The organism is Myxococcota bacterium, from assembly GCA_041389495.1.
Taxonomy (GTDB): Bacteria; Myxococcota_A; UBA9160; order UBA9160; family UBA4427; genus JAWKRT01.
The window spans coordinates 901641-925209 of the sequence record JAWKRT010000002.1 but is presented as its reverse complement, the minus strand read 5'-3'; the positions used below and the strand labels follow the sequence as shown (position 1 = coordinate 925209).

At 74.3% G+C, this 23569-nt stretch carries 28 protein-coding genes; 8 read left to right on the top strand and 20 right to left on the bottom strand.

What is annotated here, in order from left to right; all coding sequences use genetic code 11:
- Nucleotides 1–50 precede the first annotated feature (50 nt).
- The 7 genes from R3E88_14790 to R3E88_14760 all read right to left on the bottom strand — a co-directional run bounded on the left by R3E88_14790 (nt 51) and on the right by R3E88_14760 (nt 6530).
- Complete coding sequence (locus R3E88_14790) at nt 51–830, bottom strand: fumarylacetoacetate hydrolase family protein (GenBank protein ID MEZ4217749.1); 780 nt, start codon at nt 828–830, stop codon at nt 51–53.
- A gap of 11 nt (nt 831–841) precedes the next feature.
- Complete coding sequence (locus tag R3E88_14785) at nt 842–1585, bottom strand: SDR family oxidoreductase (protein ID MEZ4217748.1); 744 nt, start codon at nt 1583–1585, stop codon at nt 842–844.
- Between the two features lie 64 nt (nt 1586–1649).
- Nucleotides 1650–2519 carry an alpha/beta fold hydrolase gene (locus R3E88_14780; GenBank protein ID MEZ4217747.1) on the bottom strand — a complete coding sequence of 290 codons (870 nt, stop codon included), beginning with the start codon at nt 2517–2519 and terminating at the stop codon, nt 1650–1652.
- Between the two features lie 12 nt (nt 2520–2531).
- Nucleotides 2532–3563, bottom strand: a complete 1032-nt coding sequence (dmpG, locus tag R3E88_14775; protein MEZ4217746.1) for a 4-hydroxy-2-oxovalerate aldolase — start codon at nt 3561–3563, stop codon at nt 2532–2534.
- A gap of 2 nt (nt 3564–3565) precedes the next feature.
- Nucleotides 3566–4441 carry an acetaldehyde dehydrogenase (acetylating) gene (locus tag R3E88_14770; protein ID MEZ4217745.1) on the bottom strand — a complete coding sequence of 292 codons (876 nt, stop codon included), beginning with the start codon at nt 4439–4441 and terminating at the stop codon, nt 3566–3568.
- Complete coding sequence (locus R3E88_14765) at nt 4438–5589, bottom strand: acyl-CoA dehydrogenase family protein (GenBank protein ID MEZ4217744.1); 1152 nt, start codon at nt 5587–5589, stop codon at nt 4438–4440. Before R3E88_14765 ends, R3E88_14770 begins: the two co-directional genes overlap by 4 nt.
- 38 nt (nt 5590–5627) lie before the next feature.
- Nucleotides 5628–6530 carry a VOC family protein gene (locus R3E88_14760; GenBank protein ID MEZ4217743.1) on the bottom strand — a complete coding sequence of 301 codons (903 nt, stop codon included), beginning with the start codon at nt 6528–6530 and terminating at the stop codon, nt 5628–5630.
- Nucleotides 6531–6686: 156 nt separating this feature from the next.
- Here R3E88_14760 and R3E88_14755 point away from each other — a divergent pair, with 156 nt between their 5' ends.
- From R3E88_14755 to R3E88_14735, 5 genes are all read left to right on the top strand, one after another.
- Nucleotides 6687–7130 (top strand): Lrp/AsnC family transcriptional regulator, encoded by a 444-nt coding sequence (locus R3E88_14755; protein ID MEZ4217742.1) that lies wholly within the window; start codon nt 6687–6689, stop codon nt 7128–7130.
- Entirely contained in the window at nt 7130–7603 is a 474-nt protein-coding gene (locus tag R3E88_14750) for an Lrp/AsnC family transcriptional regulator (GenBank protein MEZ4217741.1), read from the top strand. The genes R3E88_14755 and R3E88_14750 overlap by 1 nt, the downstream gene beginning before the upstream one ends.
- Before the next feature lie 260 nt (nt 7604–7863).
- Complete coding sequence (locus tag R3E88_14745; protein MEZ4217740.1) at nt 7864–8082, top strand: hypothetical protein; 219 nt, start codon at nt 7864–7866, stop codon at nt 8080–8082.
- 107 nt (nt 8083–8189) lie between these two features.
- On the top strand, nt 8190–9533 hold the full coding sequence (locus tag R3E88_14740) for a GTPase (GenBank protein MEZ4217739.1): 1344 nt from the start codon (nt 8190–8192) through the stop codon (nt 9531–9533).
- A gap of 1 nt (nt 9534) precedes the next feature.
- Nucleotides 9535–10362, top strand: coding sequence for a carbamate kinase (locus R3E88_14735; GenBank protein MEZ4217738.1), 828 nt, complete (start codon nt 9535–9537; stop codon nt 10360–10362).
- 38 nt (nt 10363–10400) lie between these two features.
- Here R3E88_14735 and R3E88_14730 read toward each other — a convergent pair whose 3' ends face one another.
- The 8 genes from R3E88_14730 to R3E88_14695 form a co-directional block, all read right to left on the bottom strand.
- A complete protein-coding gene (locus R3E88_14730) occupies nt 10401–10706 on the bottom strand; it encodes a ferritin-like domain-containing protein (protein ID MEZ4217737.1) in 306 nt (101 codons plus the stop codon).
- A gap of 144 nt (nt 10707–10850) precedes the next feature.
- The gene (locus R3E88_14725; protein ID MEZ4217736.1) at nt 10851–11309 is read right to left on the bottom strand and encodes a hypothetical protein; all 459 of its coding nucleotides are present in this window, start codon (nt 11307–11309) and stop codon (nt 10851–10853) included.
- A 209-nt stretch (nt 11310–11518) separates the two neighbouring features.
- Nucleotides 11519–12196, bottom strand: a complete 678-nt coding sequence (locus R3E88_14720) for a hypothetical protein (protein ID MEZ4217735.1) — start codon at nt 12194–12196, stop codon at nt 11519–11521.
- A 10-nt stretch (nt 12197–12206) separates the two neighbouring features.
- Entirely contained in the window at nt 12207–13082 is an 876-nt protein-coding gene (locus R3E88_14715; GenBank protein ID MEZ4217734.1) for a TIGR03619 family F420-dependent LLM class oxidoreductase, read from the bottom strand.
- Nucleotides 13083–13135: 53 nt separating this feature from the next.
- Nucleotides 13136–13822, bottom strand: coding sequence for a DUF6151 family protein (locus R3E88_14710; protein ID MEZ4217733.1), 687 nt, complete (start codon nt 13820–13822; stop codon nt 13136–13138).
- A gap of 50 nt (nt 13823–13872) precedes the next feature.
- The gene (locus R3E88_14705) at nt 13873–14673 is read right to left on the bottom strand and encodes a glutathione S-transferase family protein (GenBank protein ID MEZ4217732.1); all 801 of its coding nucleotides are present in this window, start codon (nt 14671–14673) and stop codon (nt 13873–13875) included.
- A complete protein-coding gene (locus R3E88_14700; GenBank protein ID MEZ4217731.1) occupies nt 14670–15968 on the bottom strand; it encodes a nitroreductase family protein in 1299 nt (432 codons plus the stop codon). The genes R3E88_14705 and R3E88_14700 overlap by 4 nt, the downstream gene beginning before the upstream one ends.
- A complete protein-coding gene (locus tag R3E88_14695; protein MEZ4217730.1) occupies nt 15965–16525 on the bottom strand; it encodes a VOC family protein in 561 nt (186 codons plus the stop codon). The genes R3E88_14700 and R3E88_14695 overlap by 4 nt, the downstream gene beginning before the upstream one ends.
- Nucleotides 16526–16661: 136 nt before the next feature.
- Here R3E88_14695 and R3E88_14690 point away from each other — a divergent pair, with 136 nt between their 5' ends.
- Nucleotides 16662–17276 (top strand): TetR/AcrR family transcriptional regulator, encoded by a 615-nt coding sequence (locus R3E88_14690; GenBank protein MEZ4217729.1) that lies wholly within the window; start codon nt 16662–16664, stop codon nt 17274–17276.
- 15 nt (nt 17277–17291) lie between these two features.
- Here R3E88_14690 and R3E88_14685 read toward each other — a convergent pair whose 3' ends face one another.
- On the bottom strand, nt 17292–18158 hold the full coding sequence (locus tag R3E88_14685) for an isocitrate lyase/phosphoenolpyruvate mutase family protein (GenBank protein MEZ4217728.1): 867 nt from the start codon (nt 18156–18158) through the stop codon (nt 17292–17294).
- Between the two features lie 130 nt (nt 18159–18288).
- On the opposite strand from R3E88_14685, the gene R3E88_14680 reads away from it, so the two are divergent.
- A complete protein-coding gene (locus tag R3E88_14680) occupies nt 18289–18939 on the top strand; it encodes a carboxymuconolactone decarboxylase family protein (GenBank protein ID MEZ4217727.1) in 651 nt (216 codons plus the stop codon).
- A 3-nt stretch (nt 18940–18942) separates the two neighbouring features.
- Entirely contained in the window at nt 18943–19464 is a 522-nt protein-coding gene (locus tag R3E88_14675) for a VOC family protein (GenBank protein MEZ4217726.1), read from the top strand.
- A gap of 46 nt (nt 19465–19510) precedes the next feature.
- On the opposite strand, the gene R3E88_14670 is transcribed toward R3E88_14675, so the two are convergent.
- The 4 genes from R3E88_14670 to R3E88_14655 all read right to left on the bottom strand — a co-directional run bounded on the left by R3E88_14670 (nt 19511) and on the right by R3E88_14655 (nt 23562).
- The gene (locus R3E88_14670) at nt 19511–20428 is read right to left on the bottom strand and encodes a TauD/TfdA family dioxygenase (GenBank protein MEZ4217725.1); all 918 of its coding nucleotides are present in this window, start codon (nt 20426–20428) and stop codon (nt 19511–19513) included.
- A 129-nt stretch (nt 20429–20557) separates the two neighbouring features.
- Entirely contained in the window at nt 20558–21640 is a 1083-nt protein-coding gene (locus R3E88_14665) for a dihydrodipicolinate reductase (GenBank protein MEZ4217724.1), read from the bottom strand.
- 19 nt (nt 21641–21659) lie between these two features.
- Complete coding sequence (locus tag R3E88_14660) at nt 21660–22745, bottom strand: dihydrodipicolinate reductase (protein ID MEZ4217723.1); 1086 nt, start codon at nt 22743–22745, stop codon at nt 21660–21662.
- Nucleotides 22746–22812: 67 nt separating this feature from the next.
- The gene (locus R3E88_14655) at nt 22813–23562 is read right to left on the bottom strand and encodes an SDR family oxidoreductase (GenBank protein MEZ4217722.1); all 750 of its coding nucleotides are present in this window, start codon (nt 23560–23562) and stop codon (nt 22813–22815) included.
- Nucleotides 23563–23569: the final 7 nt, after the last annotated feature.

The window sequence follows — 23569 nt, the reverse complement described above, 5'->3', positions numbered from 1 at the left end:
CGACCTCCTCCGGCGCGCCCGCGCGCGCGCGACGCCCGTCTCCGCGCGGCCTAGACGAACGCGACTTCCACGTGACCGAGCCGGTCGAAGTCGGCGCGCACGGCGTCGCCGGCGCGGACGGACACGGCGCGCGTGCACGAGCCGGGGAGCACGACGTGGCCCGCCTCGAGCGCGATGTCGTAGGCGCCGATCGTGCGCGCGAGCCACGCGACGGCGGTGACGGGGTTGCCGAGCACCGCGGCGGCCGTGCCCGTCTCGACGAGCGCGCCGTTGCGCCGCAGCGACGCGCCGATGCCGCGGACGTCGACGTCGTCGAGCCGCACGGGATTGCCGCCGAGCACGACCTTCGCGGACGACGCGTTGTCGGCGATCGTGTCGACGATGCCGATCTTCCAGTCGGCGATGCGGCTGTCGATGATCTCGATCGCGGGCAGCACGAACTCGGTCGCGCGGATCACGTCGGCCGCGTGGCAGCCCCGCGTCGGCAGCGATGCGCCCAGCACGAACGCGACCTCGATCTCGACGCGCGGCTGGATGAGCTCGTGCGCGGCGACCTCCTGGCCCTCGAAGACGAACATGTCGTCGAGCAGGTGGCCGTAGTCCGGCTCGCGCACGCCCATCATCTCCTGCATCGCGCGGGACGAGAGGCCGACCTTGTGACCGCGGACGGCCGCTCCGCCCGCCAGGCGGTGCTCGATGTTCTCGCGCTGGATCGCGTAGGCGTCGACGACGGTGAGCCCGGGCCAGCGCGCCGCGATCGGCGCGATCGGCGTCCTCGACGTCTCCGCCTCGCGCAGCGCGCGCGCGGCCTCGGCTCGGTTCGCGGACATCGCTGGCCCTCCTACCACCACGGCGGCAGCTCCGGCTCGTCGATCCGCAGCGCGGGGAGCTCGGGGCGCATCTTCGCCTTCACGTCGCCGTTCGCGCCGTCGAGCCACAGCAAGGCGATCTCGCGCGCGACGACCGCGGGCTCCATCAGCGGCATCGTCTCGAAGACGGCCGGCACGATGCGCGTGCGCACGCCGCCCGGGCAGAGGGCGCACACGCGCTGCCCCTTCTTCCTGCGATCGAGGAGCGGCGCGAGCCCGCGCACGAGGCCGACGACCGCGTGCTTGCTCATCGAGTAGGCGACGTCCTGCGCATAGCCGACCAGTCCGGCCGCCGATGCGGTGACGACGATCGCGCCGCCATCGACGAGGTCGGGCACGACGCGGCGGACGCCGTGGACGACGCCGTCGACGTTCACGCGCATGACGCGCTCGTAGCGCGCGAGGTCCATCGTGAGGAGGTGCGTCGCCTCGCGCGGCGCGTCGGGCGGGGCCGTCATCACGCCCGCGTTGAGCGCGACGAAGTCCCAGCCGCGCTCGGGGCGCGGAAGGCGCTCCCACGCGGCGGCGTCGGCGACGTCCATCGCGCAGGCCCGCCCGCGGCCGGCGGGCGCGAGGCCCGCGACCGACGCGCCGTCGACGTCGACGAGCGTCGCATCGGCGCCGGATGCGACGGCGAGCTCCGCGAGCGCGCGCCCGATGCCCGAGCCCGCGCCCGTGACGAGCACGCTCCGCCCGGCGAGGCGCGCCTCGGTCATCGCGCGCTCCCGCCGCGCACCGCCGGATGCGCGCTCACTCGGCCCGCGCTCACTCGGCCCGCGCTCACTCGGCCGTCAGGAAGTCGAGCGAGATGCGCTCGAACTCGCGCGCGTGCTCGAGCTGCGCCCAGTGCCCACAGCGCGGGAAGACGTGCAGGCGCGCGTCCTTCATGCGGTGCAGCGCGAACAGCGCGCCGTCGAGCGGGAGCACGCGGTCGTCGCGCCCCCACGTGAGCAGCGTGCGGTGCTCGATGCGGTCGATCTCGCGCCAGACCTCGCCCTCGCGCCGCTGCTTCTCGCCCGGGCCCATCGCCGTGCGGAAGAAGTTCACGAGCCCCTTCAGCACCGACGGGTCGCTCGCGACCGCGTAGCGTTCGTCGACGAGCTCCTGCGTCACGAGCGCGGGGTCGTAGACCATGATGCGCACGAACTCCTCGAGCTTCTCGCGGCTCGGGCCGGGCGGCGCGAGGAAGCGCGCGAGGATCTTGAGCCCCTCGCTCGGCTCGGGCGAGAGCACGGGCACGCAGGAGTTGCCCGGCCCCATCAGCACGAGGCGGTTCGCGCGATCCGGGTAGTCGAGCGCGAAGCGCAGCGACGTGCCGCCGCCGAGCGAGTTCCCGAGGAAGTGTGCGCGCGCGATGCCGAGCTGGTCGAGCAGGTCGCGCACCGCGCGCGCGGCGACCACGTTGAACTGCTCGTCGGTGTCGGGCTTGTCGGAGAGGCCGAACTGCGGCTGGTCGACGAGCAGCACGCGGAAGCGCTTCGCGAACGCCGGGACGTTCTGCTTGAAGTTGCTCCAGCCCGTCGCGCCCGGCCCTCCGCCGTGGAGCATCACGAGGGCGTCGCCCTCGCCGGCCTCGTTGTAGTGCAGACGCAGGTCGCCGAGCTGCGCGAAGCGGCTCGTCGACTCGAAGCTGTACGGCGCGCTCGACATGGATCCTCCTTGCTAGGCGTTCGTCGCGGCGCGCCGCAGCTCGCGCGCGATGTCGATCAGCTGGTCCTCCTGCCCGCCGACGAGCTTGCGCTCGCCCGCGCGCAGCAGGATGTCGACCGGGGAGACCTCGAAGCGCTTCGCCTGCGCGAAGGCGTGCTTCAGGAAGCTCGAGTAGACGCCCGCGAACCCCATCGTGAGCGAGAGCCGGTCGACGACGCACTCCTCGGGCATCACGGGCCGCACGACGTCCTCGGCCGCGTCCATGATCGCCATCGGATCGATCCCGGTGCGGATGCCGAGCCGCGTGCAGACGGCGACGAGCGCCTCGACCGGCGCGTTGCCCGCGCCCGCGCCGAAGCCGCGCGTCGAGCCGTCGACCTGGACGGCGCCCGCGCGGATGGCGCACACGCTGTTCGCGACCGCGAGCGAGAGGTTCTGGTGGCCGTGGAAGCCGACCTGCGCGTCGCGGCCGAGCTCGGCGACGAGCGCCGCCACGCGGTCGCCCGCGTCGTCGAGGATCATCGCGCCCGCCGAGTCGACGACGTAGACGCACTGGCAGCCCGCGTCGGCCATGATGCGCGCCTGGCGCGCGAGCGCCTCGGGCGGCGAGGTGTGCGCCATCATCAGGAAGCCCACCGTCTCGAGCCCGAGCTCGCGCGCGAGCCCGAAGTGCTGGACGGAGACGTCGGCCTCCGTGCAGTGGGTGGCGATGCGGACGATCGCGACGCCGAGGTCGGCCGCGCGCGCGATGTCGTCCTTCACGGCGACGCCCGGGAGCATGAGCGCCGCGATCTTCGCCCGCCGCGCGTGCGCGACCGCGGCCGCGATCAGCTCGCGCTCGTCGACCGCGCTGCGACCGTAGGCGAACGACGAGCCGCTCAGGCCGTCGCCGTGACTCACCTCGATCACGGGCACGCCGGCCGCGTCGAGCGCGGCGACGACGCGCGCGACCTCGTCCTGCGTGAACGCGTGGCGCTTCGGGTGCGAGCCGTCGCGCAGCGACGAGTCGGTGATGCGGACGTCGAGCGCGGCGGAGAAGCCCATGCCTAGCCCCGCCCCGCCACCATCCGCTCGGCGACGCGCACGGCGGCCGAGGTGATGATGTCGAGGTTGCCCGCATAGCGCGGCAGGAAGTCGCCCGCGCCCTCGATCTCGAGCAGCACCTCCACGCGGTCGTCGGTGAACTGCGGCTCGTCGAGCAGCCGGTAGCCGGCGACGTACTCCTGCACCTGCTCGACCATCGCGTGGATCGACGCGGCGACCGCGTCGCGGTCCGCGTCGCGCGCGAGGCTGCAGAAGACGGTGTTGCGCATGATCATCGGCGGCTCGGCCGGGTTGAGCACGATGATCGCCTTGCCGCAGCGCGCCCCGCCGAGCACCTCGAGCGCCTTCGCCGTCGTGTGCGTGAACTCGTCGATGTTGGCGCGGGTCCCGGGCCCGGCCGACGCGGACGCGATGCTGGCCACGATCTCCGCGTAGTCGACGCGCGCCACGCGCGACACCGCGTGCACGATGGGCGTCGTCGCCTGGCCGCCGCACGTCACGAGGTTGACGTTCTGCTCGCCGCTCAGGCTCTCGAGGTTGATCGGCGGCACGACGTAGGGCCCGATCGCCGCCGGCGTGAGGTCGACCGCCGGAATGCCGAGCGCGCGGTAGCGCGGCGCGTTCCGCACGTGCACGGCGGCGGACGTCGCCTCGAGGATCAGGTCCGGCCGCTCCGCGCTCGCGAGCAGCGTCTCGACGCCGTCGTCGATCGTCTCGAGGCCGAGGCGCCGCGCCTCCGCGAGGCCCGCGCTCCCGGCGTCGATCCCGACCATCCACCGCGGTGCGATGCGATCGGAGCGCAGCAGCTTGCACATCAGGTCGGTGCCGATGTGGCCCGACCCGACGATCGCCGCGGACTTCCGCGCCGCGTCGCTCACATCATGCTTCCGAGCGGCGGCGCGCCGCCGAGCGCGTGCGCGCCGTACACGAGCAGGCCGCGCTCGACGTCGTTGATGGCGTGGACGCGCGCCGCGTGCACGTCGCGCCAGGCGCGCTGGATCGGCTGGTCGAGGAAGAGCGCGCGGCCGCCGGCCGCCTCGAACACGCGGTCGGTCGCCTGGAGCGCGGCGCGCGAGCCGCGCACCTGATCCCTGCGGACGCGCGTCCGCAGCTCCATCGGGATCTCGCGCCCCGCCTCGGCGAGCGCGAGCAGCTCCTCCATGTTCCGGCGCAGCTGCACGCGGGCGTCGTCGATCTCGCCCGCGGCCTCCGCGAGCCGCAGCTGCGCGAACGGGTCGGCCGCCGCCTTCTCGCCGTTCGACGCGCGCACGCGCCCGAGCGTGTGCGCGCGATAGGCGTCGACGGCGCCGACGGCGATGCCGAGCGTCGCCGCGGTGATCGCGTTCGAGAAGACCGACGCGAACGGCAGCTGGTAGAGCGGGCTCGCATACACGCCGGCGCCGCCGATCCGGCTCGCCGTCGGCTGCGCGCGCCGCTCGGGCACGAACGCGTCCTCGATCACGACGTCGTTGCTGCCCGTGCCCGCGAGCCCCGCGACGTGCCACACGTCGTCGATCGCGTAGTCGGAGGCGGGAACGAGGAACGTGTAGTGGTCCGGGATCCCGTCCTTCACGACGATGCCGCCGAGCAGCGCCCACGTGCAGTGCGCACACCCGGACGAGAAGCTCCAGCGGCCGCGGATGCGGTAGCCCCCGTCGACCGGCTCGACGATGCCGGTCGGCGCATAGCTCGACGACGCGAGGACGGCCGTGTCCTCGCCCCAGACCTCGTCCTGCGTCTCGGCGGGGAAGAGCGCGAGCTGCCACGCGTGCACGCCGACGACGCCGTACACCCAGCCCGTCGACCCGCACGCGGCGCCGAGCTCGATCGCCGCGTCGTAGAAGGCGGTCGGCGGAAGCTCGTGGCCGCCGTAGCGCTTCGGCTGGAGCGCGCGGAACAGCCCGGCTTCCCGCAGCTCCTTGATCGTCGCCGCCGGAACCTCGCGCTCCTGCTCGGTGCGGCGCGCGCGCTCCCGCAACGTGGGGGCGAGCGCGCGCGCGGTGTCGACGAGCGTGTGGGCGTCCATCGGAGCCCTCCTGCGCCGGCCCCACGGCCGGCGTGTTGCTAGGCGCGGAAGCCGACGCTGAAGTCGTGACCCCAGTCGCTGACCGACGTGATCTCCGACGTCGAGACGTCGTCGAGGTCGAGCCGGACGCCGCCGAACCCGAACTCGATGTCGAAGCCCGAGGGCGACTTCATGTAGAACGAGACCATCTTGTCGTTGGTGTGCCGCCCGAGCGTCGCGCTGAGCGGCGCGCCGCCGCGGCCGCGCCGATCGAGCGCATAGCCGACCTCGTCCAGCGTCGGCACTTCGAGCATGAGGTGCACGAGGCCCGCCGGATGCGGCGCCTCCATCAGCGCGAGCGAGTGGTGCCGGGGATTGCAGTGGTAGAACTGGAGGCGCATGCCGCCCGCGCCGTCGCCGTCGGCGCCGAGGCGCATGCGGTCGGTGAGCCGGAACCCGAGCAGGCGCGTGTAGAAGTCGGTCGTGGCGTCGAACGCCGGCGCGGGCAGCACCACGTGTCCGAGCCCCATGTCGCCCGTGACGAAGCCCGCGACGCCCGCCGGCGACACGAAGCGCGAGCTCGCCCGCAGCGGCGAGTGGTAGAGCTCGAGCAGCGTGCCCGACGGATCGTCGCAGCGGACGAGCCCGCCGACGCGCCGCCGGAACGCCTCCGCGTCGCTCGCGCGCCGGACGTCGACACCCGCCGAGCGGAGCGCCGTCTCGAGGCTCGCGAGCGCACCCGCGTCGCGCACCTCCCAGCCGACGGCCGCGAGCCCCTCGCGCTGCGCGGCGTTCACGATCAGCCGGTACGGCCGGTCGTCGAGCCGCAGCCAGAGCGCGTCGCCGCCGGCGACGGGCTGCGCGCCCAGGACGTCGGCGCCGAAGGCGCGCCAGGCGTCGGCCTGGGCGGAGTCGACGACCACGTAGCCGAGCGCGACCACCGCTGCGTCCGTGCTGCTCATGCGTACCTCCCGCACGCACACCCTCGCAGATCTTCGCGGGTGAATCTACGAAAAAATGGTGCGCGACGAGAAATTTTCATCCAATATCGCAGCTCAGAACGGGTCATTTCGCGATTCCGGCGAACCCCGCCGGCCCGAGGCACCCTGCGGCGCACGATGGACGACACGGACCGACGCATCGCCGAGCTGCTGCGCGAGGACGGGCGCGCCTCGCACCGCGCCATCGCCGACGCGCTCGGGCTCTCGCCGCGCGCGGTCGGCGCGCGGATCGACGCGATGCTCGAGCGGCGCGAGGTGCGCGTCGCCGCCGTCGCCGACGTCTTCGAGGCGGGCAACGACCTCGTGCTCGCGGTCGGCCTCTCGGTGCGCGGCCGTCCGACGCTCGAGGTCGCGGAAGAGCTCGCCGCCCTCGACGAGGTGTGCGCGGTCAACGTCGTGAGCGGCGAGTTCGACCTCGAGGTGCTGATCCTCTCCGCCGACCACGACACGCTGCGCGAGCTCGTCGCGCAGCGCCTGTCGTCGATCGACGGCATCGAGCGGCTGTCGCCCGCCCTCGGCCTCGAGCTGTTCAAGTTCGAGAGCGCCTGGTCGCGCTTCTAGTGCCGTCGCGCCCGCTCGACGACATCGACCGCGCGCTCATCGCCGCCCTGCGCAGCGACGCGCGCCGGAGCCACCAGTCGATCGCGGCCGCGCTCGGCGTCTCCGAGGGAACGATCCGGTCGCGGCTCAAGCGCCTCGAGGCCGACGGCGTCGTGCGCATCACGACGCTGCAGAACATCGAGTCGCTGGGCGCGTCGGCGTTCGCCTACTTGTGGATCACGTGCGACCGCGCGCTCCTTCGCGAGATCGCGGGCGCGCTCGCCGCGCAGCCGCTCGTCGGCTTCGTCGCCTCGCTCCTCGGGCGAGCCGACCTCCTCGCGATCGTCCAGCAGGACGGCCCGTCGGAGCTCGTCCGCTTCGTCGACGACGTCGTCAAGGCCCTGCCCGGCGTGCTCGACGTGCGCACCGAGCCCATCCTGCACCTCGTGAAGAACGACGGCCGCTGGGGTCTCGTCCGGGCGCGCGCGCGCTAGCGCGGCGGCACTTCGCACACGCATCCGCGCCAGTTGTAGAAACTGCGATCGCCCGCGGCCGCGCGCCGGACCGCGCGCTCGCACCTGCATCGCGGCCGCGGACGATCGCGTGACCCGCCTCACATCGCACTCCCGGTCGCGTCGCTTGGCGCGACGGATGCAACGGACCGTCGCGAGCCGTCGACTCACCGGGAGTCGAGCCGGCTCGTCAACGGGCGACGCGTCTCCGACTCGCGTCGGAGCGTCGCAGGAGAACCGACATGCGGAAGTGGACGAGCGCACTCGCGTTCGCGCTGGCCCTCGGCCTCGCCGGAGCGTCGTTCGCGACGACGCCCAAGTTCGACGAGGTGGACAGCAACGACGACGGCATGGTGTCGAAGTCCGAGGCCGCGAAGGTCGACGGGCTCGACTTCGCGAAGGCCGACGCGAACGGCGACGGGCATCTGACCCGTGCGGAGTACGAGGCCGCGATCGGCTGATCGCGTCCGCATCGCCCGGCCTGGCGGACGCTCCCCCCCCCAACTCCGATGTCCGCCGGGCCGGGCTCTGCGTCGCGGCCGAGGCCCGGGCGCTAGAGTGCGCGACCGTGAGCGAGCGCCGCGCACAGCGTCGCGTGGTCGTCCTCGGAGCCGCGGGTCGGGACTTCCACTGCTTCAACGTCGCCTACCGCGACGACCCGTCGACGCGCGTCGTCGCGTTCACCGCGACGCAGATCCCGGGCATCGAGGGGCGCCGCTACCCCGCCGCACTGTGCGGCGACGCCTATCCCGACGGCATCCCGATCGAGCCCGAGTCGCAGCTCGAGGCGATCTGCGCGCGCGAGTCCGTCGACGAGGTCGTGTTCGCGTACAGCGACGTGCCGCACGCGCACGTCATGCACCTCGCATCGCGCGCGCTCGCGTGCGGCGCGGACTTCGCACTGCTCGGCCCCGCGCGCACGATGCTGCGCTCGCGCCTTCCCGTGATCGCCGTGTCCGCCGTGCGCACGGGCTGCGGCAAGTCGCAGGTCGCGCGCTGGATCGCCGCGCGCGTCGCGGCGCGCGGCGTGCGCTGCGCGTCGCTCCGCCACCCGATGCCGTACGGCGACCTGCTCGCGGCGCGCGTGCAGCGCTTCGCCACCCGCGCCGACCTCGACGCCGCGCACTGCACGGCCGAGGAGCGCGAGGAGTACGAGCCCTATCTCGAGATGGGCGCCACCGTGTTCGCGGGCGTCGACTACGCCCGGGTGCTCGCCGCGGCCGAAGGCGAGGCCCGGCTCGTCGTCTGGGACGGCGGCAACAACGACTTCCCCTTCGTGCGTCCCGACCTGCACGTCGTGCTGGTGGACGCGCTGCGCCCCGACCAGCTCGCGACGCACCACCCCGGCGAGGCGACGCTGCGCATGGCCGACGTGGTCGTCGTGAACAAGGCCGACGCCGCGGCGGCCGCGGACGTGCAGCGCGCCGTCGACGGCGTGCGCGCCCTGCTCCCCGGCGTGCCGATCGTGCGCGCCGCATCGCCCGTGCGCCTCGACGACCCGGGCGCCGTGCGCGGCCGCCGCGTGCTCGTCGTCGAGGACGGCCCGACGATCACGCACGGCGGCATGCCGTACGGCGCGGGCTGGGTCGCGGCGTCCGCGGCCGGCGCCGCCGGCTTCGTCGACCCGCGCGCGAGCGCGGCGCCCGCGATCGCGGACGTGTTCGCACAGTACCCGCACATCGGCCGCGTGCTGCCCGCGATGGCCTACGGAGACGCCCAGCGCGAGGCGCTGCGCGAGACCATCGAGCGCTCGGCCGCCGAGGTCGTCGTGAGCGGCACGCCGATCGACCTCGCCGCGCTGCTCGCGCTCACGAAGCCCGTCGTGCGCGCGCGCTACCAGTTCGAGGAGCTCGACGAGCCGGGCCTCGCCGGCCACGTCGATGCGCTGCTCGCCGCGCGCGGCCTCGCCTAGCATGCGCGTCGTGGCCGCACTCGGCGGGAACGCCCTGCTGCGCCGCGGCGAGCCCGTCGACCCGGCGACGCAGCGCGACAACGTGCGGCGCGCCGCGCGCGCGCTCGCCGGGATCGCGCGCGCCCACGCGCTCGTCGTCACGCACGGCAACGGGCCGCAGATCGGCCTGCTCGCGCGCGCGTCGCCCGGCGCGTCGCTCGACGTGCTCGGCGCCGAGACGGAGGGCATGATCGGCTACTGGATCGAGCGGGAGCTCCGCGCGCAGCTGCCGGGCCGCGAGGTCGCGACGCTGCTGACGCAGGTCGAGGTCGACGGCGACGACCCGGCGTTCGCGCACCCCGCGAAACCGATCGGCACGGGGGACGACCGTCGCCGCGTCGCCTCTCCCGAGCCACGCCGCATCCTCGCGCTCGCGGCGATCCGCCTGCTCGTCGAGGCGGGCGTGCTGGTCGTGTGCGCGGGCGGGGGCGGCATCCCCGTCGTCGCGACCGCCGACGGCGCGGCGCGCGGCGTCGACGCCGTGATCGACAAGGATCTCTCGTCCGCGCTGCTCGCCGAGCAGCTCGGCGCCGACGCGCTGCTCCTGCTGACCGACGCGCCCGCCGTGTTCCGCGACTGGCCCAGGCCCGCGCGGGACGCGATCGGCCGCGCGACGCCGCGCGAGCTGCGCGCCCTCTCCTTCGAGGCCGGCTCGATGGCGCCGAAGGTCGAGGCCGCCTGTCGGTTCGTCGAGCGCACCGGCGGCCGCGCGGTGATCGGCGCGCTCGAGGATGCGGAGCGCATGCTCGACGGCGAGGCGGGCACGCAGGTCGAGGCCGCGCGCGCCTGAACCGACGCGCGCGCCGCGCGCCGCAGCTCGCTCCGCGCTCAGTCGTGCGCGTCGCGCTCGAGGCGCGCGATCGGCTCCTTCGTGAACAGGTAGTCGCGCAGCTCGTGGTCGAAGGCCGGGTCGCGGCGGCGGATCCACTCGAGGACCATCGCGGCGTGCTCCTTCTCCTCGTCGCGGTTGTGCGCGAGGATGGCCTTCAGCTCCGGGTCCTTCGCCGCGTCGACGCGCTGGTTGTACCAGTCCACGGCCTCGAGCTCCTCCATCAGCGAGACGATCGCGCGGTGCATGTCGCGCGTCGCGTCGGAGAGGTCCGCGATCTCTTCGTGAAGCCCTTCGTTCGCCATCGATGCCTCCCTCGGTCGGTTCCGGGGCATCGTACGACGGCGCGCGGGCGGCGTGGAAGCCGCGCGCCGAGACGGGCGCGTCCCGCGCGGAGCGCCCGCCGACGTGTGGACGACGTCGACGGGCGCTCGCCGGGCCCCGCTCCGTCAGCGATTGCAGGTGAGCGTGTAGGCGACCACGTGGTTGCCGTTCACCGGCGTGTTGCCCGAGGACAGGAAGAAGCCGGTGCGGCCGGAGGTCGTGCGCGCCTTCGCGGCGACCAGCATGTCGGCGTCGAACGACGCGGCGTGGAACGTGCCGAGGTCGCTGAAGTAGCCGATGTGGACCTTCACGCCGTCGGCCTCGCGCGTCACGCTCGCGGTGAACTCCTTCTGCCGCGTGGGCGTCGAGAAGTCGTCGACGAAGGGGACGTTGCGGGCGACGGTGAAGTCCGTGCCGTAGGTCTCGACGATCGCGCCGTCGCGCGTGGCCGTGATCGAGACGGAGCAGCTCGTCTCGAGCGCGGCGTGGGCGGGCGCGGCGGCGACGACGGCCGCGGCCACCGCGGCCATGCCGGTGAGTCGGACGAGGGCGGCCTGGAAACGCGTCTTCGCGATGCGATGCATGATGTCGGATCTCCCGTGATGTGGATGCGGTCTGCGCGCTCCCGGTGCTCGCACTCGCGGTACGAGGAGGCGTGCACGCGCGCAAGAGCAACAACGGTGCCAGCCGCGCGCGACGCCTCGGCGCGCCGCCGGCCGCCCGCGCGCGCAGCCCGCGGCCGATTCCGCGCACCGCTGCGTGAGTTCGCGCGGCCCGCGCGACGCGTCGCGCCTCAGCCCCCCGCCCTGCGGTGCGCGACGCCCGCGCGCGAACGGCCGACCGCCTCGAGCACACCCGCGGTGCGCAGGCAGTAGGCGACCTCGCGCGCGAAGGCGCGGTCGCGCCCGAGCGCGGCGGCGAGGTCGGCGGTCGTGAACGGGTCGGCGAGGCCGGTCGGCAGCAGCGCGAGCAGGTCGGCCGGCGCGGAGAACGTCGCGCACTCGACGACGTCGAGGAGGCGCCGCTCCGCCACCTTCCACTCGCGGCGCCGCCGCGCTCCGCGCGCCGGCGCGCGCACCTCCTCCTCGCGCACGAGCACGACGTCGAGCGTGAAGTTCGGGTGACTGAGCAGCGTGGGGAACGAGACGAGCTCCGTGCAGACGTCGGCGAGCTGGCCGCGGCGCGGCGACCGCCGTCGCGACACGTCGGCGCCGCGCGCGTCGACGCGGCGGATCCATCGCTCGGCGGCGATCGGGTGCACGAGCCGGAGCGCGTGGCGATCGAGCAGCACGTCGAGCTTGCGCCGCATCTTCGAGAAGCCGCGCGTCTGGATCTCGACGAGCTCGTCGCCGCGCACGAGGTCGACGACGAATCCCTCGAGCGCGATCTCCGTGCGGTCGCCGGGCTGGCGGTACCACTCCTTGAGCGCCGCGTGCAGCGGGCCCTCGCCGAGCGTCCCGATGCCGGTCACGAGCGCGGCGTCAGCGCACCTTCTGGATGATCGAGTCCGCGAACCAGCGGATGGCGCCGATCTTGTCGTCGAGCGTCTGGGTGTCGGGCTCGGCGGCGTAGGGGTTGCGGAAGGCGACGATCGCCTCCTCGATGCCGAGGTCCTCGAGCCGGCGCACGCCGTCGACGCTGAACGCCTCGGCGCTCATCGACTGGTACTCGAACGGCAGGTGGTCGCGGCCGTACTCCTTGCGGAAGGCGTCGATCTCGCGGACGGTCGCGGCGAGGTCCTCGAACGAGCCGCCCGCGTGGATGAAGCCGTCGGCGACGCGCGCCGCGCGGCGCAGCGCGGGCTTCGCGTGGCCGCCGATCAGGATCGGGACGGGCTCCTTCGGGACGGGGCAGATCTTGATCGGGTCGAGCTGGAAGATCTCGCCCTGGTAGCCGAAGTACTCGCCCGTCATCAGCCCCTTCACGATGTCGATCATCTCGTCGAGGCGCTGGCCGCGCTTCTCCCACGGGATCTGACAGGCCGCGAAGTCGTCGGGCCACGGGCTGATGCCGACGCCGAACGCGAAGCGGCCGTGCGTCATCACCGCGACCGTCGCGACCGACTTCGCGACGACCACGGGCTGGCGGATCGCGAGCTTCATCACCGACGTCGAGAAGCGCAGCTTCGTCGTGACGGCGCCCATCGCCGGGATCACCGAGAACGGCTCGAGGAAGGGGACGCCGTCGAGGAACTCGCGGTCGCCGGTGCCGTTGTAGGGGTACTTGCTGTCGGAGTCCTGCGGGTAGCAGATGCTGTCGGGCAGCGTGAAGGTGTCGAAGCCGGCCTCCTCCACCGCCATCGCGAGCGGGAGGTAGAAGTCGGGGTCGCACATGGTGGCGTGGTAGGCGAAGCGCATGCCGGTCTCCTCGGTGGCGTCCGCGCGCGCGGCGCCGCGGGCGGGCCGGCAGCCTAGCTCCGGATCGGCGCGCGACGAGCGGCCGCCTCGGCGGCGGCGAGCTCGTCGGGGTGCAGGACGCAGGGCGCGACGACGGGCGCGCCCCGGCCGGCGTCGAAGAACGGCGAGCGCACGTGGTCCCCGCGCAGGCGCGCCGCGGCGAGCAGGGCGACCGAGCGAGCCACGAGCCCGAGCGGCGGCCGCGCGCGAGCGTCGCGGAGCGGCGCGCCGCCGCGCGCGAACTTCCCGAAGATGGCGCCGCGCACCGGCCCGAGCGCCGCGTCGACGTCGGGCGCGAGCGCCGGCGCGCCCGCCGCGTCGGGCCCGGCTCCGCCCGCCGGCGCGGCGAGGGTGCGCACGACGAGGCCGACGAACGGGACGCCGGGCCGCGCGAGCGTGTTGCCGAGCGGCGAGCGGCAGCAGCTCGCGTACCAGCGGAGCAGCCCGGCCGGCCGCAGCTGGAGGCACGCGAGGTGCGAGAGCCCGTCGCGCAGGACGACGTTCGCGGGCGACGTCTGGAAGACCTCCGTCCCGCCGTACGCGTCGAGCGCGCGCGCCGCGCACCCGAGGTGGTGCGCGTAGGCCTGGCAGTCGTCGCAGTAGCAGACGACGCGATTGCCGCGCCGCGCCGACGCGCCGACGAGCGCCCCGCGCAGCGCGCCGCAGTCGCAGCCGATCGGGAGCTCGCGAGGGTCGTCCACGTCGCCTCCTCGATCCGCCCGCGCGGCTCGAGCGCGCGTCGCGCGCGGCGTCAGGCGGCGCCGCGCAGGGCGGCCTCGACCTCGGGCCAGGCCTCCTTGCCCTGCGCGCGCATCCCGTCGACGAGCGCCTGCGGCGCCCAGGCGTCGACGGCCGCGGCGAAGCTAGCGCGCGACTTCGCGCGCGCGAGCCAGTCCGCGACGCGCGGCCGCGCGGCGGCGTCGAGCAGCGGGTCCATCGCGAGGTGCTCGAGGCGCAGCACGTAGGGCACGATCGTCGCGTCGGCGAGCCCGAACGAAGACCCCGAGAGCCACGGCGCGCTCGCGAGCGCGGCCTCCATGTCGTCGAGCATCGCGACGAACACGCGCAGCGCGCCCGCGAACTCGGGGGCGCGCACGCCGTGCTCGATCACGCTGCGGCGCTTCGCGCGGTCGACCGGGTCGGGGATCGCCGCGAGGTTGGCCTCGCGAACCTCGGCCGGCTGCTGCAGCAGCACGGCGCGCGGGCCGAGCGCGAACGTCACGGTCGGCGCGGCGACGTGGATCTCGGTGTCCGCGCGCAGCAGCCAGCGCCCGACCGCGTGGCGTCCGAGCGCGTCGGCCGGACGCATGGCCGGCTCCGGGAACGCGTCGTCGAGGTACTGGACGATGAGCGACGACTCGACGAGCACGTGGCCATCGTGCACGAGCGTCGGCACGACGTGCTTCGGGTTGAGCTTCACGTACTCGGGGTCGTGCTGGCCGCCCGCGATCAGGTTCACCTCGCGCGAGGCGAAGTCGAGGCCCTTCTCGGCGAGCACGAGGCGCACCTTCTGCGAGCAGGTCGAGAACGCGAAGTGGTAGAGCTCGATCACGGGGAGTCCTCCTCGGGCGCGGGGAAGAGCGGCTCGCCGAACCGGTCGCCGAACGCGACCTGCTCGACGGGGCGGCGCGCGAGCGGGCCGTGCCCGCCCGCGAGCGGCCAGCCGACGGGAACGAACGCGCACGTCGCCCACGGCGCGGGCAGCGCGAGCAGCTCGCGCAACGCCTCCTCGCGGCTGCAGAGCAGCGTCGTGAGCGTGCAGCCGAGCCCCTCGGCGCGACACGCGAGCAGGAAGTTCTGCACGGCCGGGTAGAGCGACGCGCCGCCGACGACCGACGGGCGCGCGAGCGCCGCGTCGGTGATCGTGAGCCGCTCGGGCTGGAAGCAGAAGACGGCGACGACGGGCGCCTGCGCGAAGTGCGCGGCGAGGTGGTCGCCCGCGCGCAGCGCGCGCTCGGCCGGCGCGCGCTGCGGCTCGGGCAGCAGCGCGAGCAGCGCGCGCCGCGCCGCCGCGTACTCGCTCCAGAGCTCCTCGTAGTGCGCGGCGAGCGCGCGCTTCGTCGCGACGTCGCGCACGGCGAGCACGTGCCACGGCTGCAGGTTGCCGCCCGACGGCGCGAAGGTCGCGGCGCGCAGCACGCGCCGCAGCACGTCGTCGGGAACGGGGTCGGGCCGCAGGCGTCGCACGGCGCGCGTCGTGCTCGCGGCCTCGTACAGGTCGATGCCCGCTCGCGGGGCCGCCGCGGGCAGTGGCGCGAGCGGGATCGACGCCGTGGGCGGCGGTGGCTCGAAGCTCGCGAGCACGCCGGACACGAGCTGGTAGAAGCCGACGAGCGTGACGACCTCGACGAGCCCGCGCTCGCCGAGCGCCGCGCGCGCGCGCGCGGCGACGTCGGGCGCGAGCCGCCTGCGGTCGACGAGCTCGCGCGCGACGTCGTGCGCGGCCTGCGCCGCCGCGTCGGCGAGCGCGGGCCGGCGCCCGTGCGCGATGGCTTCGATCGCATCGTCCGCGACGCCGCTCGCGCGCGCGACGAGACGGTGCACGCCCCACTCGAACGCCGCGCTCCACGCGCGCGCGACGACGAGCACCGCGACCTCGCGCGCCGCGGGCGCGAGCGCGGTGTCCTCGCGCAGCGCCATGCCGACGCGCTCGAGGTGCGCGCCGAGCGCGGGCGTGCGCAGCCACGCGTCGAAGGGGCCCGTGAGCGAGCCGTCGTCGCGCACGAGCAGCGCACGCGCGCCGCCCTGCCCGCGCGGGCTCGCGACCACCGCGTCGTACAGGCGGCGCTGTGCGTCGTCGAGAGCGCCCGGCGCGAGCGGGGCGAGGCGCGTTCCGGGCGCGCTCACGCCGTGAGCTCGCGCTGCAGGATCTGCGCCTCGGGAAGCCCGCTGCGGTGGAGCGCGACCATGCGCGCCGGGTCGAACGCGACGCCGACGAAGTTGCGGTCGAAGGCTCCCGTCGCGAACCAGGCGTTGAACTCGTCGCGCGTGGCGAAGTTGTCGACCTGGAGCTCGACCTCGTTGCCGTCCGGGTCCGCGTAGTACAGCGAGGTCGTGAAGCCGTGGTCGATGCAGCGCACGGGCTCGATCCCCTCCGCGGCGAGCCGCTCGTAGGCGCCGACGAGATCCGCGAGCGACTCCATCGCGTAGGCGAAGTGCACGACGCCCGCCGCGCGCGCGTCGCGCGGCGTCGCGTTCGGGTTGCGGCCGATCATCACGCGGTGGTGCTCCTCGTCGTAGGTCAGGAAGCAGACGACGTCGTTCTCGAGCAGCGGCCGGGCGGACAGGACGGTCTTGTACCAGGCCGTCATCTCCTCGAAGCGCGGCGTCTGCAGCACGATGTGCGAGAAGCGCGACGGGCGGAGGTGGCGGGGCGCCGGTTCGGGAATGCGGGCGGGAGCCATGGGGATCCTCCTCGGGGCGGCGCGGGCGCGACGCGGCGGTCGGGCGCCGAGCCGGGGCGCGGCTGGTCGACCGACCAGTGAATCGAGCCGACCGTACGGGGCGGCGATTCGCTTGTCAACCGAATAAGATCCCGCCATGTCCTCCCGCTCCGCCCAGCGCGACGCGACGCGCGAACGCATCGTCGAGGCGGCGCTCGCCGCATTCGCCGAGAACGGCTTCCTCGGCGCCAGCACGCGCGACATCGCGCTCCGCGCGGGCGCGAACCAGGGCCTCATCACCTACCACTTCCGCACCAAGGACGAGCTCTGGCGCGCCGCCGTCGACCGCGTCTTCGCCCGCCTGCGCGCCCACCTCGGGGCGCAGCTCGCGGCCTCCCCCACCTCCGACCCGCGCGAGGCCGCGCGCGCCGCCGTGCGCGCCTACGTCGAGTTCGCCGCCGCCTGCCCCGAGCTCTTCCGCCTGCTCGTCGACGAGGGCAAGAACGACGACGAGCGCATGGCCTGGCTCGTCGACACCCATCTCGAGCCCCTCTACACGACGTTCCTGCTCGGCTCCGGGGCAGGGGCCGGAGGCGGCGGCCCGGCGGGCGACCCCGTCGCGGCCGCCCACACCTACTACGTGCTCGCCGGCGCGGCGTCGCTGATCTTCGCCGTGGCACCGGAGTGCCGCCGCCTCACGGGCGTCGACCCCGCGACACCGGCGGCCGTCGCGCGCCACGCGGACCTCGTCGCGCGCGTGCTCGTGCCGTGAGGCGCGCGCGCGATGCTAGTCGGCGTCGCGCGCGAGGGCGGCCGCGTGCGCGAGCCATGCGTCGGTGCCGATCCGCTCCGCATAGCCCGTGAACGAGACGCGCTCCTCGCCGGCGGGGAGCCTCCCGTGCGCGAGCAGCGCGGCGTACACGCGTTCGAGTCGCGCCGTGACGGCGAGCAGCGCCGACACCGGGAAGAGCGCGACCTTGAAGCCCATCTCCTCGAGCGCGGGGGCGTCGAGGTACGGCGTCTTCCCGTCCTCGACCATGTTCGCGACGAGCGGGACGCCGCGGAACGCGGCGGCCACGGCGCGCAGCTCGCCCTCGTCGCGCGGCGCCTCGACGAAGAGCAGGTCGGCACCCGCGCGCAGGAACGCCTCGCCGCGTCGCAGCGCCTCGTCGAGCCCGTGCGTCGCGCGCGCGTCGGTTCGCGCCATCACCTTGAACGCGGTGCTCGCGCGCGCGCCGACCGCCGCGCGGATCTTCGCGGCCGCGTCGGCCGTCGGGAGGACGCTCTTCCCGTCGAGGTGGCCGCAGCGCTTGGGCGCGGCCTGGTCCTCGATCTGGATGCACTGCGCGCCGGCCGCCTCGTACGCGCGCGCGAGACGGGCGGCGTGGAGCGGCCCGCCGTGCCCGTCGTCGCCGTCCGCGACGAGCGGCACGGGCGCGCACGCGGCGGCGACCGCGCGCACGCGCTCCGTCATCTCCGCGGCGCCGACGAGCCCGAGGTCGGGGAGCCCGAAGCTCGCGCCGCACACGCCGAAGCCCGACAGGTAGACCGCGCGCGCCCCGGCGCGCGCGGCGAGCCGCGCCGAGAGCGCATCGTGGGCGCCGGGCGCGACGACGATGCCCGGCGTCGCGAGCAGCTCGTCCAGGCTCGCCATCCCTCTCCGCTCCTCTGCGCGCGTTCGCGCTCGCCCGCGCCCCGGCCGCGCCGATCTCCCGTGCAGCGCGAGGCCCGTCCATCCTACGATGCGCCGGCCGCCGCAGGGCGGGCTCGCGGGGAGGAAGCGGATGCCGCGTCTCAGGCAGGTCGCGAAGGCCGATGCGGACCCGTTCGCGCGCCGGATCTACGAGCTCGTGTTCGGCGATCGCGACCCCGTCGAGGCGCCCGGCACCGAGACCGGGACGCCGGGCGACTGGTGGACGGTGTTCGCGCTCGTCCCCGACGTGTTCCGGCACGCGACCGCGGGCTTCCAGCTCTATCGCAGCGCCGAGCGCCGGCTCGACCCGAAGCTGCGCGAGCTCGCGCAGGTGCGCGCGGGCTTCGCGCGCGGCTCGCGGTTCGTCTTCTCGCAGCACTGCAAGGCGTGCCGCGACGTCGGCGTCGACGAGGCGAAGATCGAGGCGATCCCGCACTGGCCGATCGCCGAGGTCTACGCGCCGATCGAGCGCGCGGTGCTCGCCTACACGGACTGCCTCGTCCTGCAGGGCGGCCGCGTTCCCGAGGCCGTGTTCGACGCGCTCGCGCGCGAGCTCTCCGACGAGGCGATCCTCGAGCTCACCTACGTCACGGCCACGTACGAGATGCACGCGACGATCTCGCGCGCGCTGCGGCTCGAGTACGACGACGTCGACGAGACCGTCGCCGAGGTGCCCGCTCCCGACGGCGCTTCACAGGACGTGATGCGCATGGTCGACGAGCGCGACCCGGGGAAGGAGTGACGCATGGGCTACCACCACCTGGCGCTCGCGGCGCGCGACATCCGCGCGATCCACGCGTTCTACGAGGGCGTGATGGAGTTCGAGCTCGTGAAGGTCGAGATCGGGCCCGCGCCCGAGGGCGGCTGGGCCAAGCACTTCTTCTACCGCATGGACGACGACTCGAAGCTCGTCGCGTTCTGGGAGCTGCACGACATCCCGGGCACCGAGGGCTTCGAGACGGACATCGCGAAGGCCGCCGGCGTCCCTGCGCACATCAACCACATCGCGTTCGACGTCGCGGACCGCGCCGATCTCGACCGGCGCCGCAAGCAGTGGCTCGAGGCCGGGCTCGAGGTGCTCGAGATCGATCACGACTGGTGCCACTCGATCTACACGCGCGACCCGAACGGCAACCTCGTCGAGTTCTGCCTGACGACGGGCGCGTTCACGCCGGCCGACCGCGAGCGCGCGCTCGCCGCGCTCGCCTCCGACGACCTGCCGCACTCGAAGCCGCCCGCGCGCATCCAGGTGCACGCGGCGCGCTGAGCGGGCGCGCTCGCCGTCGGGCGCGCTCGCCGTCGGGCGCGCTCGGTCAGTCGCGTTCGGTGCGCTCGCGGCGCTGCGCGAGGAACTGGCGCAGCGGGTTGTCGCGCCAGCTCGCGGCGCTGAAGGCCGTGCTGTACGGCGACCACGGCGACGGGCTCGCGGCGCGCGGCTCGTCGCCCATCACGGTGACGCGCTGGATCACGCGCTCGCCCTCGAAGTCGTCGAGGACGTGGTGCTGCGTGCACCGGTTGTCCCACATCGCGATCGTGCCCTCGCGCCAGCGGTAGCGGACGGTGAAGCGCGGGCTCGTCACCCAGCGCGTCAGGTGGGCGAGCAGCATGTCGCTCTCCTCCTGGCTGAGCTCGACGATGCGACGCGTGAAGTGGTGGTTCACGAAGAGCGACTTGCGGCCCGTCTCCGGATGGACGCGCACGACGGGATGGATCGCCTTCACCTCCGGTCGTCCGTGCGGCCCCGCGTCGTGGAGCGCGGAGAGGCCTTCGCAGAAGGCCTGCATCGGGGGCGACAGCGCCTCGAACGCCTTCACCGCGTTCGCCCACATCGTGTCGCCGCCGAAGGCCGGGCACGTGCGCATGTGGAGGATCGCGAAGATCGACGGCCGCTCCTGGCAGGTGAGATCGCTGTGCCACTCGTCCGCGATCGCGCCCGCGCCGCTCGTCGCGCGCAGCTCGAAGAACTCGGGGCGCTCGCCGCCGAGCCCGAGGTTCGGGTGCGCGTCGAGCGGCCCGAAGAGCCGCCCGAACGCGATGTGCTCGTCGGGCCCGAGGTGCTGATCGGGGAAGAAGAGCACGAGGTGCTCGAGCAGGAGCGCGCGCAGCGCCGCCGCGTCCTCGGCCGTCGCCTTCGCGAGGTCGATGCCGCGGACTTCGGCGCCGAGCGATCCCGCGAGGCGCTCGACCTCGAGCGGCGCGCCGGACTTCGCGTGCGCGGGGGCGGTGGCCATGGCGGGTTCCTCCTCGGCGGGGCCGGCGCGGCATCGGACGCGCCGCGCGCGCAGTCTACACCCGCCGGATGGCCGGCAGGCCCGACGGCCCGAGGGCCGCCCGCGCCCACCGCGCGCCGCCTGCGCCCCCTAACGAAGGGGATGGAACGCGTTGACGGCGCGGATCAGCGGCAGGTCGAGCTGCGTCTTCACGCCGGGCGAGGCGGCGACGAGGTGCGGCATCGTGTTCAGGCAGTTCATCGCCGTGCACAGCAGGCCGAGCGCCGCCGAGTCGCTTCCGTCCTCGGCGCCGCACGTGAACTCGAGCCGCAGCGGCGGGTCGCCGTCGATCTGGATCCGGTAGGCCCACGGGTGGTCGAAGGGCCAGTCGGGCTCGAGGTCGCGCCCCATCTTCCAGCGCGTGCGGAACTCGATCGCGGGCACGTCGCCGACGAAGCCCACGTAGTCGAACGCCTGGCCCGCGACGTGCCCGGCGCGGATCGTGCCCTTCCTCGCGCCGAGCTCGAGCTCGATCTCGACGTCGCGCTTCGCGAGCGCGAACTCGTGGCGCTTCTCGTAGCGGTCGATCTCGAGCCCGAGCCCCTCGGCGACGAGCGCGATCGACTCGAAGAAGATCGTGCCCATCACGCCGAGCAGCGCGGGCGGGCTGCGCCGCGCCTCCTCGGGCGTCATGTCGAAGCCGAGCATGCGCACGAGCTCGGGGCTCTCGTTCACGTGCGACATGTCGACGATCTCGTGCACGACGATGCGGTCGATGCGGCGCGACATCGCCGACAGCACGAGCGGGAGGCGATCGCCCGAGAAGCCCGGGTGGATGCCCGAGCCGTGGAAGCTCGCACCGCCCTTGCGGCAGGCGGCCTCGATGCGCGCGGCCGCGTCCGGGTCGCGGATCGTCGTGAAGCCGGTCGGCGTCACGACGTCGAGGCCCGCCTCGAGGATGCGGCAGATCTCGCCGACGTCCGCGAGCAGCGGCGCATAGCAGACGACGTCGGCCGGCGTCGCGAGCAGCGCGTCGACGTCGCGCGTCGCGGCGACGCCGAGCGCGCCGACCCCCGCGATCTCGCCGGCGTCGCGCCCGTCCTTCGCCTCGGAGTGCACCCAGCAGCCGACGAGCTGGAACGCCTCGTTGCTCGCGCACGTCGCGATGACGAGCTTGCCGACCGAGCCCGTCGCCCACTGGATCACGCGGATCGGCTTCGTCGCTCGCGGCATGGCGGGCCTCCGTGTCGCGTCACAGGCCGCGGAAGGCGCCCTGGCTCGCGACGATGGGAAGGTCGAGGAACGTGCGGACGCCGGGCGGCGCGGCGTGCACATAGGGGATGGCGTTCACCGCGTGCACGGCCGTCGCGAGCACGGCCGCGCGCTCGCCGCCCTTGCCGCACTCGGGGCTCTCGGGGTCGAAGCTCGCACACGTCTCGACCCGGCAGCGGAACGACGGCGTGCCCTCGACCGTCACCGTCCACTCGACGACGTCGGACGAGCGCACGTCCCACTGCGGCTCGAGCTGCGTCGTCACCTTCCAGAACGTGGACAGCACGACGCGCGGCTCGCCGCCGACGATGCCGCGCCACTCGAAGCGCCGGCAGCCGACGGTGCCGGGCTCGATGACGCGGCCGCTCTCGAGCACGACGCGCTCGCGCGTCGTCGCGACCTCGTGGTGCTCGTCGATCCGCTCGAGCGCGACGCCCAGGTGGTCGCAGACCATCGCGATCGACTCGCTGAAGTAGGCCGTCATCCCCTTCAGGAAGTCGTCCGCGCGGAGCGCCTCGGCCGGCGGCTTCCCGAAGCCGATGTGGTCGCACATGATCTCGGGCGCGGTCGACGCGTAGTGGTTCACGTCGGAGACCTCGCGCACCGCGATGCGCTTCGCGCGGTGCGAGAGGCCCGAGAGCGTGAGCGGCAGCACCTCGCTCATGAACGCCGGGTTCACGCCCGAGCCGTGGAAGCTCGCGCCGCCGCGCTCGCCCGCGCGCTGGAGCCGCCCGTACACCGCCTCGCCGTAGAACTGCGGGTAGACGTTGCTCGCGGTCGTGACGACGTCGATGCCGCGCTCGAGGAGCCGTTCGATCTCGTCGTAGTCGGCGACGCGCGGGCAGTAGAGGACGCAGTCGGCGGCGTCGAGCGCGAGCGCCGCCTCGTCGCGCACCGCCGCGACGCCGACCGGCGGCCGCCCGCACAGCGCTCCGGCGTCGACGCCCTCCTTGTCGGCGGCGTGCACCTTCACGCCGACGAGGCGGAAGGCGGGGTTCGCGAGCACCTCGGCGAGCGCGACCGAGCCGACGCTCCCGGTTCCCCAGACGATCACGCCGAGCGCCACGTCGTTCCTCCTCGTTCGGCCGGCCCGTGCGCCGGCTCGCGCGCACGGATGCGAGCGCCGCCCGACGCTAGTCGCCCGCGCCCGGCGCGTTGGGCCAGATCGCGACGCGCCGCACGTTCTCGCTCGAGGCGAGCACGTTCACGACCTGCTCGGCGACCGGCCCGGGCTCCATCAGGCGCCCGTGCATCACGCCGGCCGCGATCCAGCGCGGCACGTAGTCCTCGAGCACGTGCGGGTCGACGACCTCCGCCTTCTCCGAGGTCGTGTCGCCGATCGCGATCGTCGTGAAGCCGAGCTGCGGGTGCTCGCCCTGCCACGCCTGCGCGAGCGACTCGAGCGCCGCCTTGCTCGCGACGTAGGGCGCCATCGCGTAGCGAGGCGGCCGGTCGTCGATCACGATCGACGAGAAGAAGACGACGCGTCCGCGCGTCGCCCGCAGGTGCGGGAGCGCCGCGCGCGTGACGAGCGTCGCGCCGAAGACGTTCACCTCGAAGGTCGAGCGCCAGGCGTCGGCGTCCATGCGCTCGACCGGCGCGAACAGCGTGATGCCCGGCGCGTACACGACGGCGTCGAGGCCGCCGAGCGCCGCCGCGGCGCGCTCGACCATGCGCTCGCAGTCCGCGGGCTTCGCGACGTCGCCGTCGACGCCGACCGCGCCGTTCCCGACTTCGGCCACCGCGTCGGCGAGCACGTCGGTGCGGCGCGCGACGAGCGCCGTGCGCGCTCCCTCGCGCGCGAGCGCCACGGCCGTCGCCTTGCCGATGCCCTTCGACGCGCCGACGACGAGCACGCGCCGCCCTTCGAGCCTTCCCGCCATGCCGCTC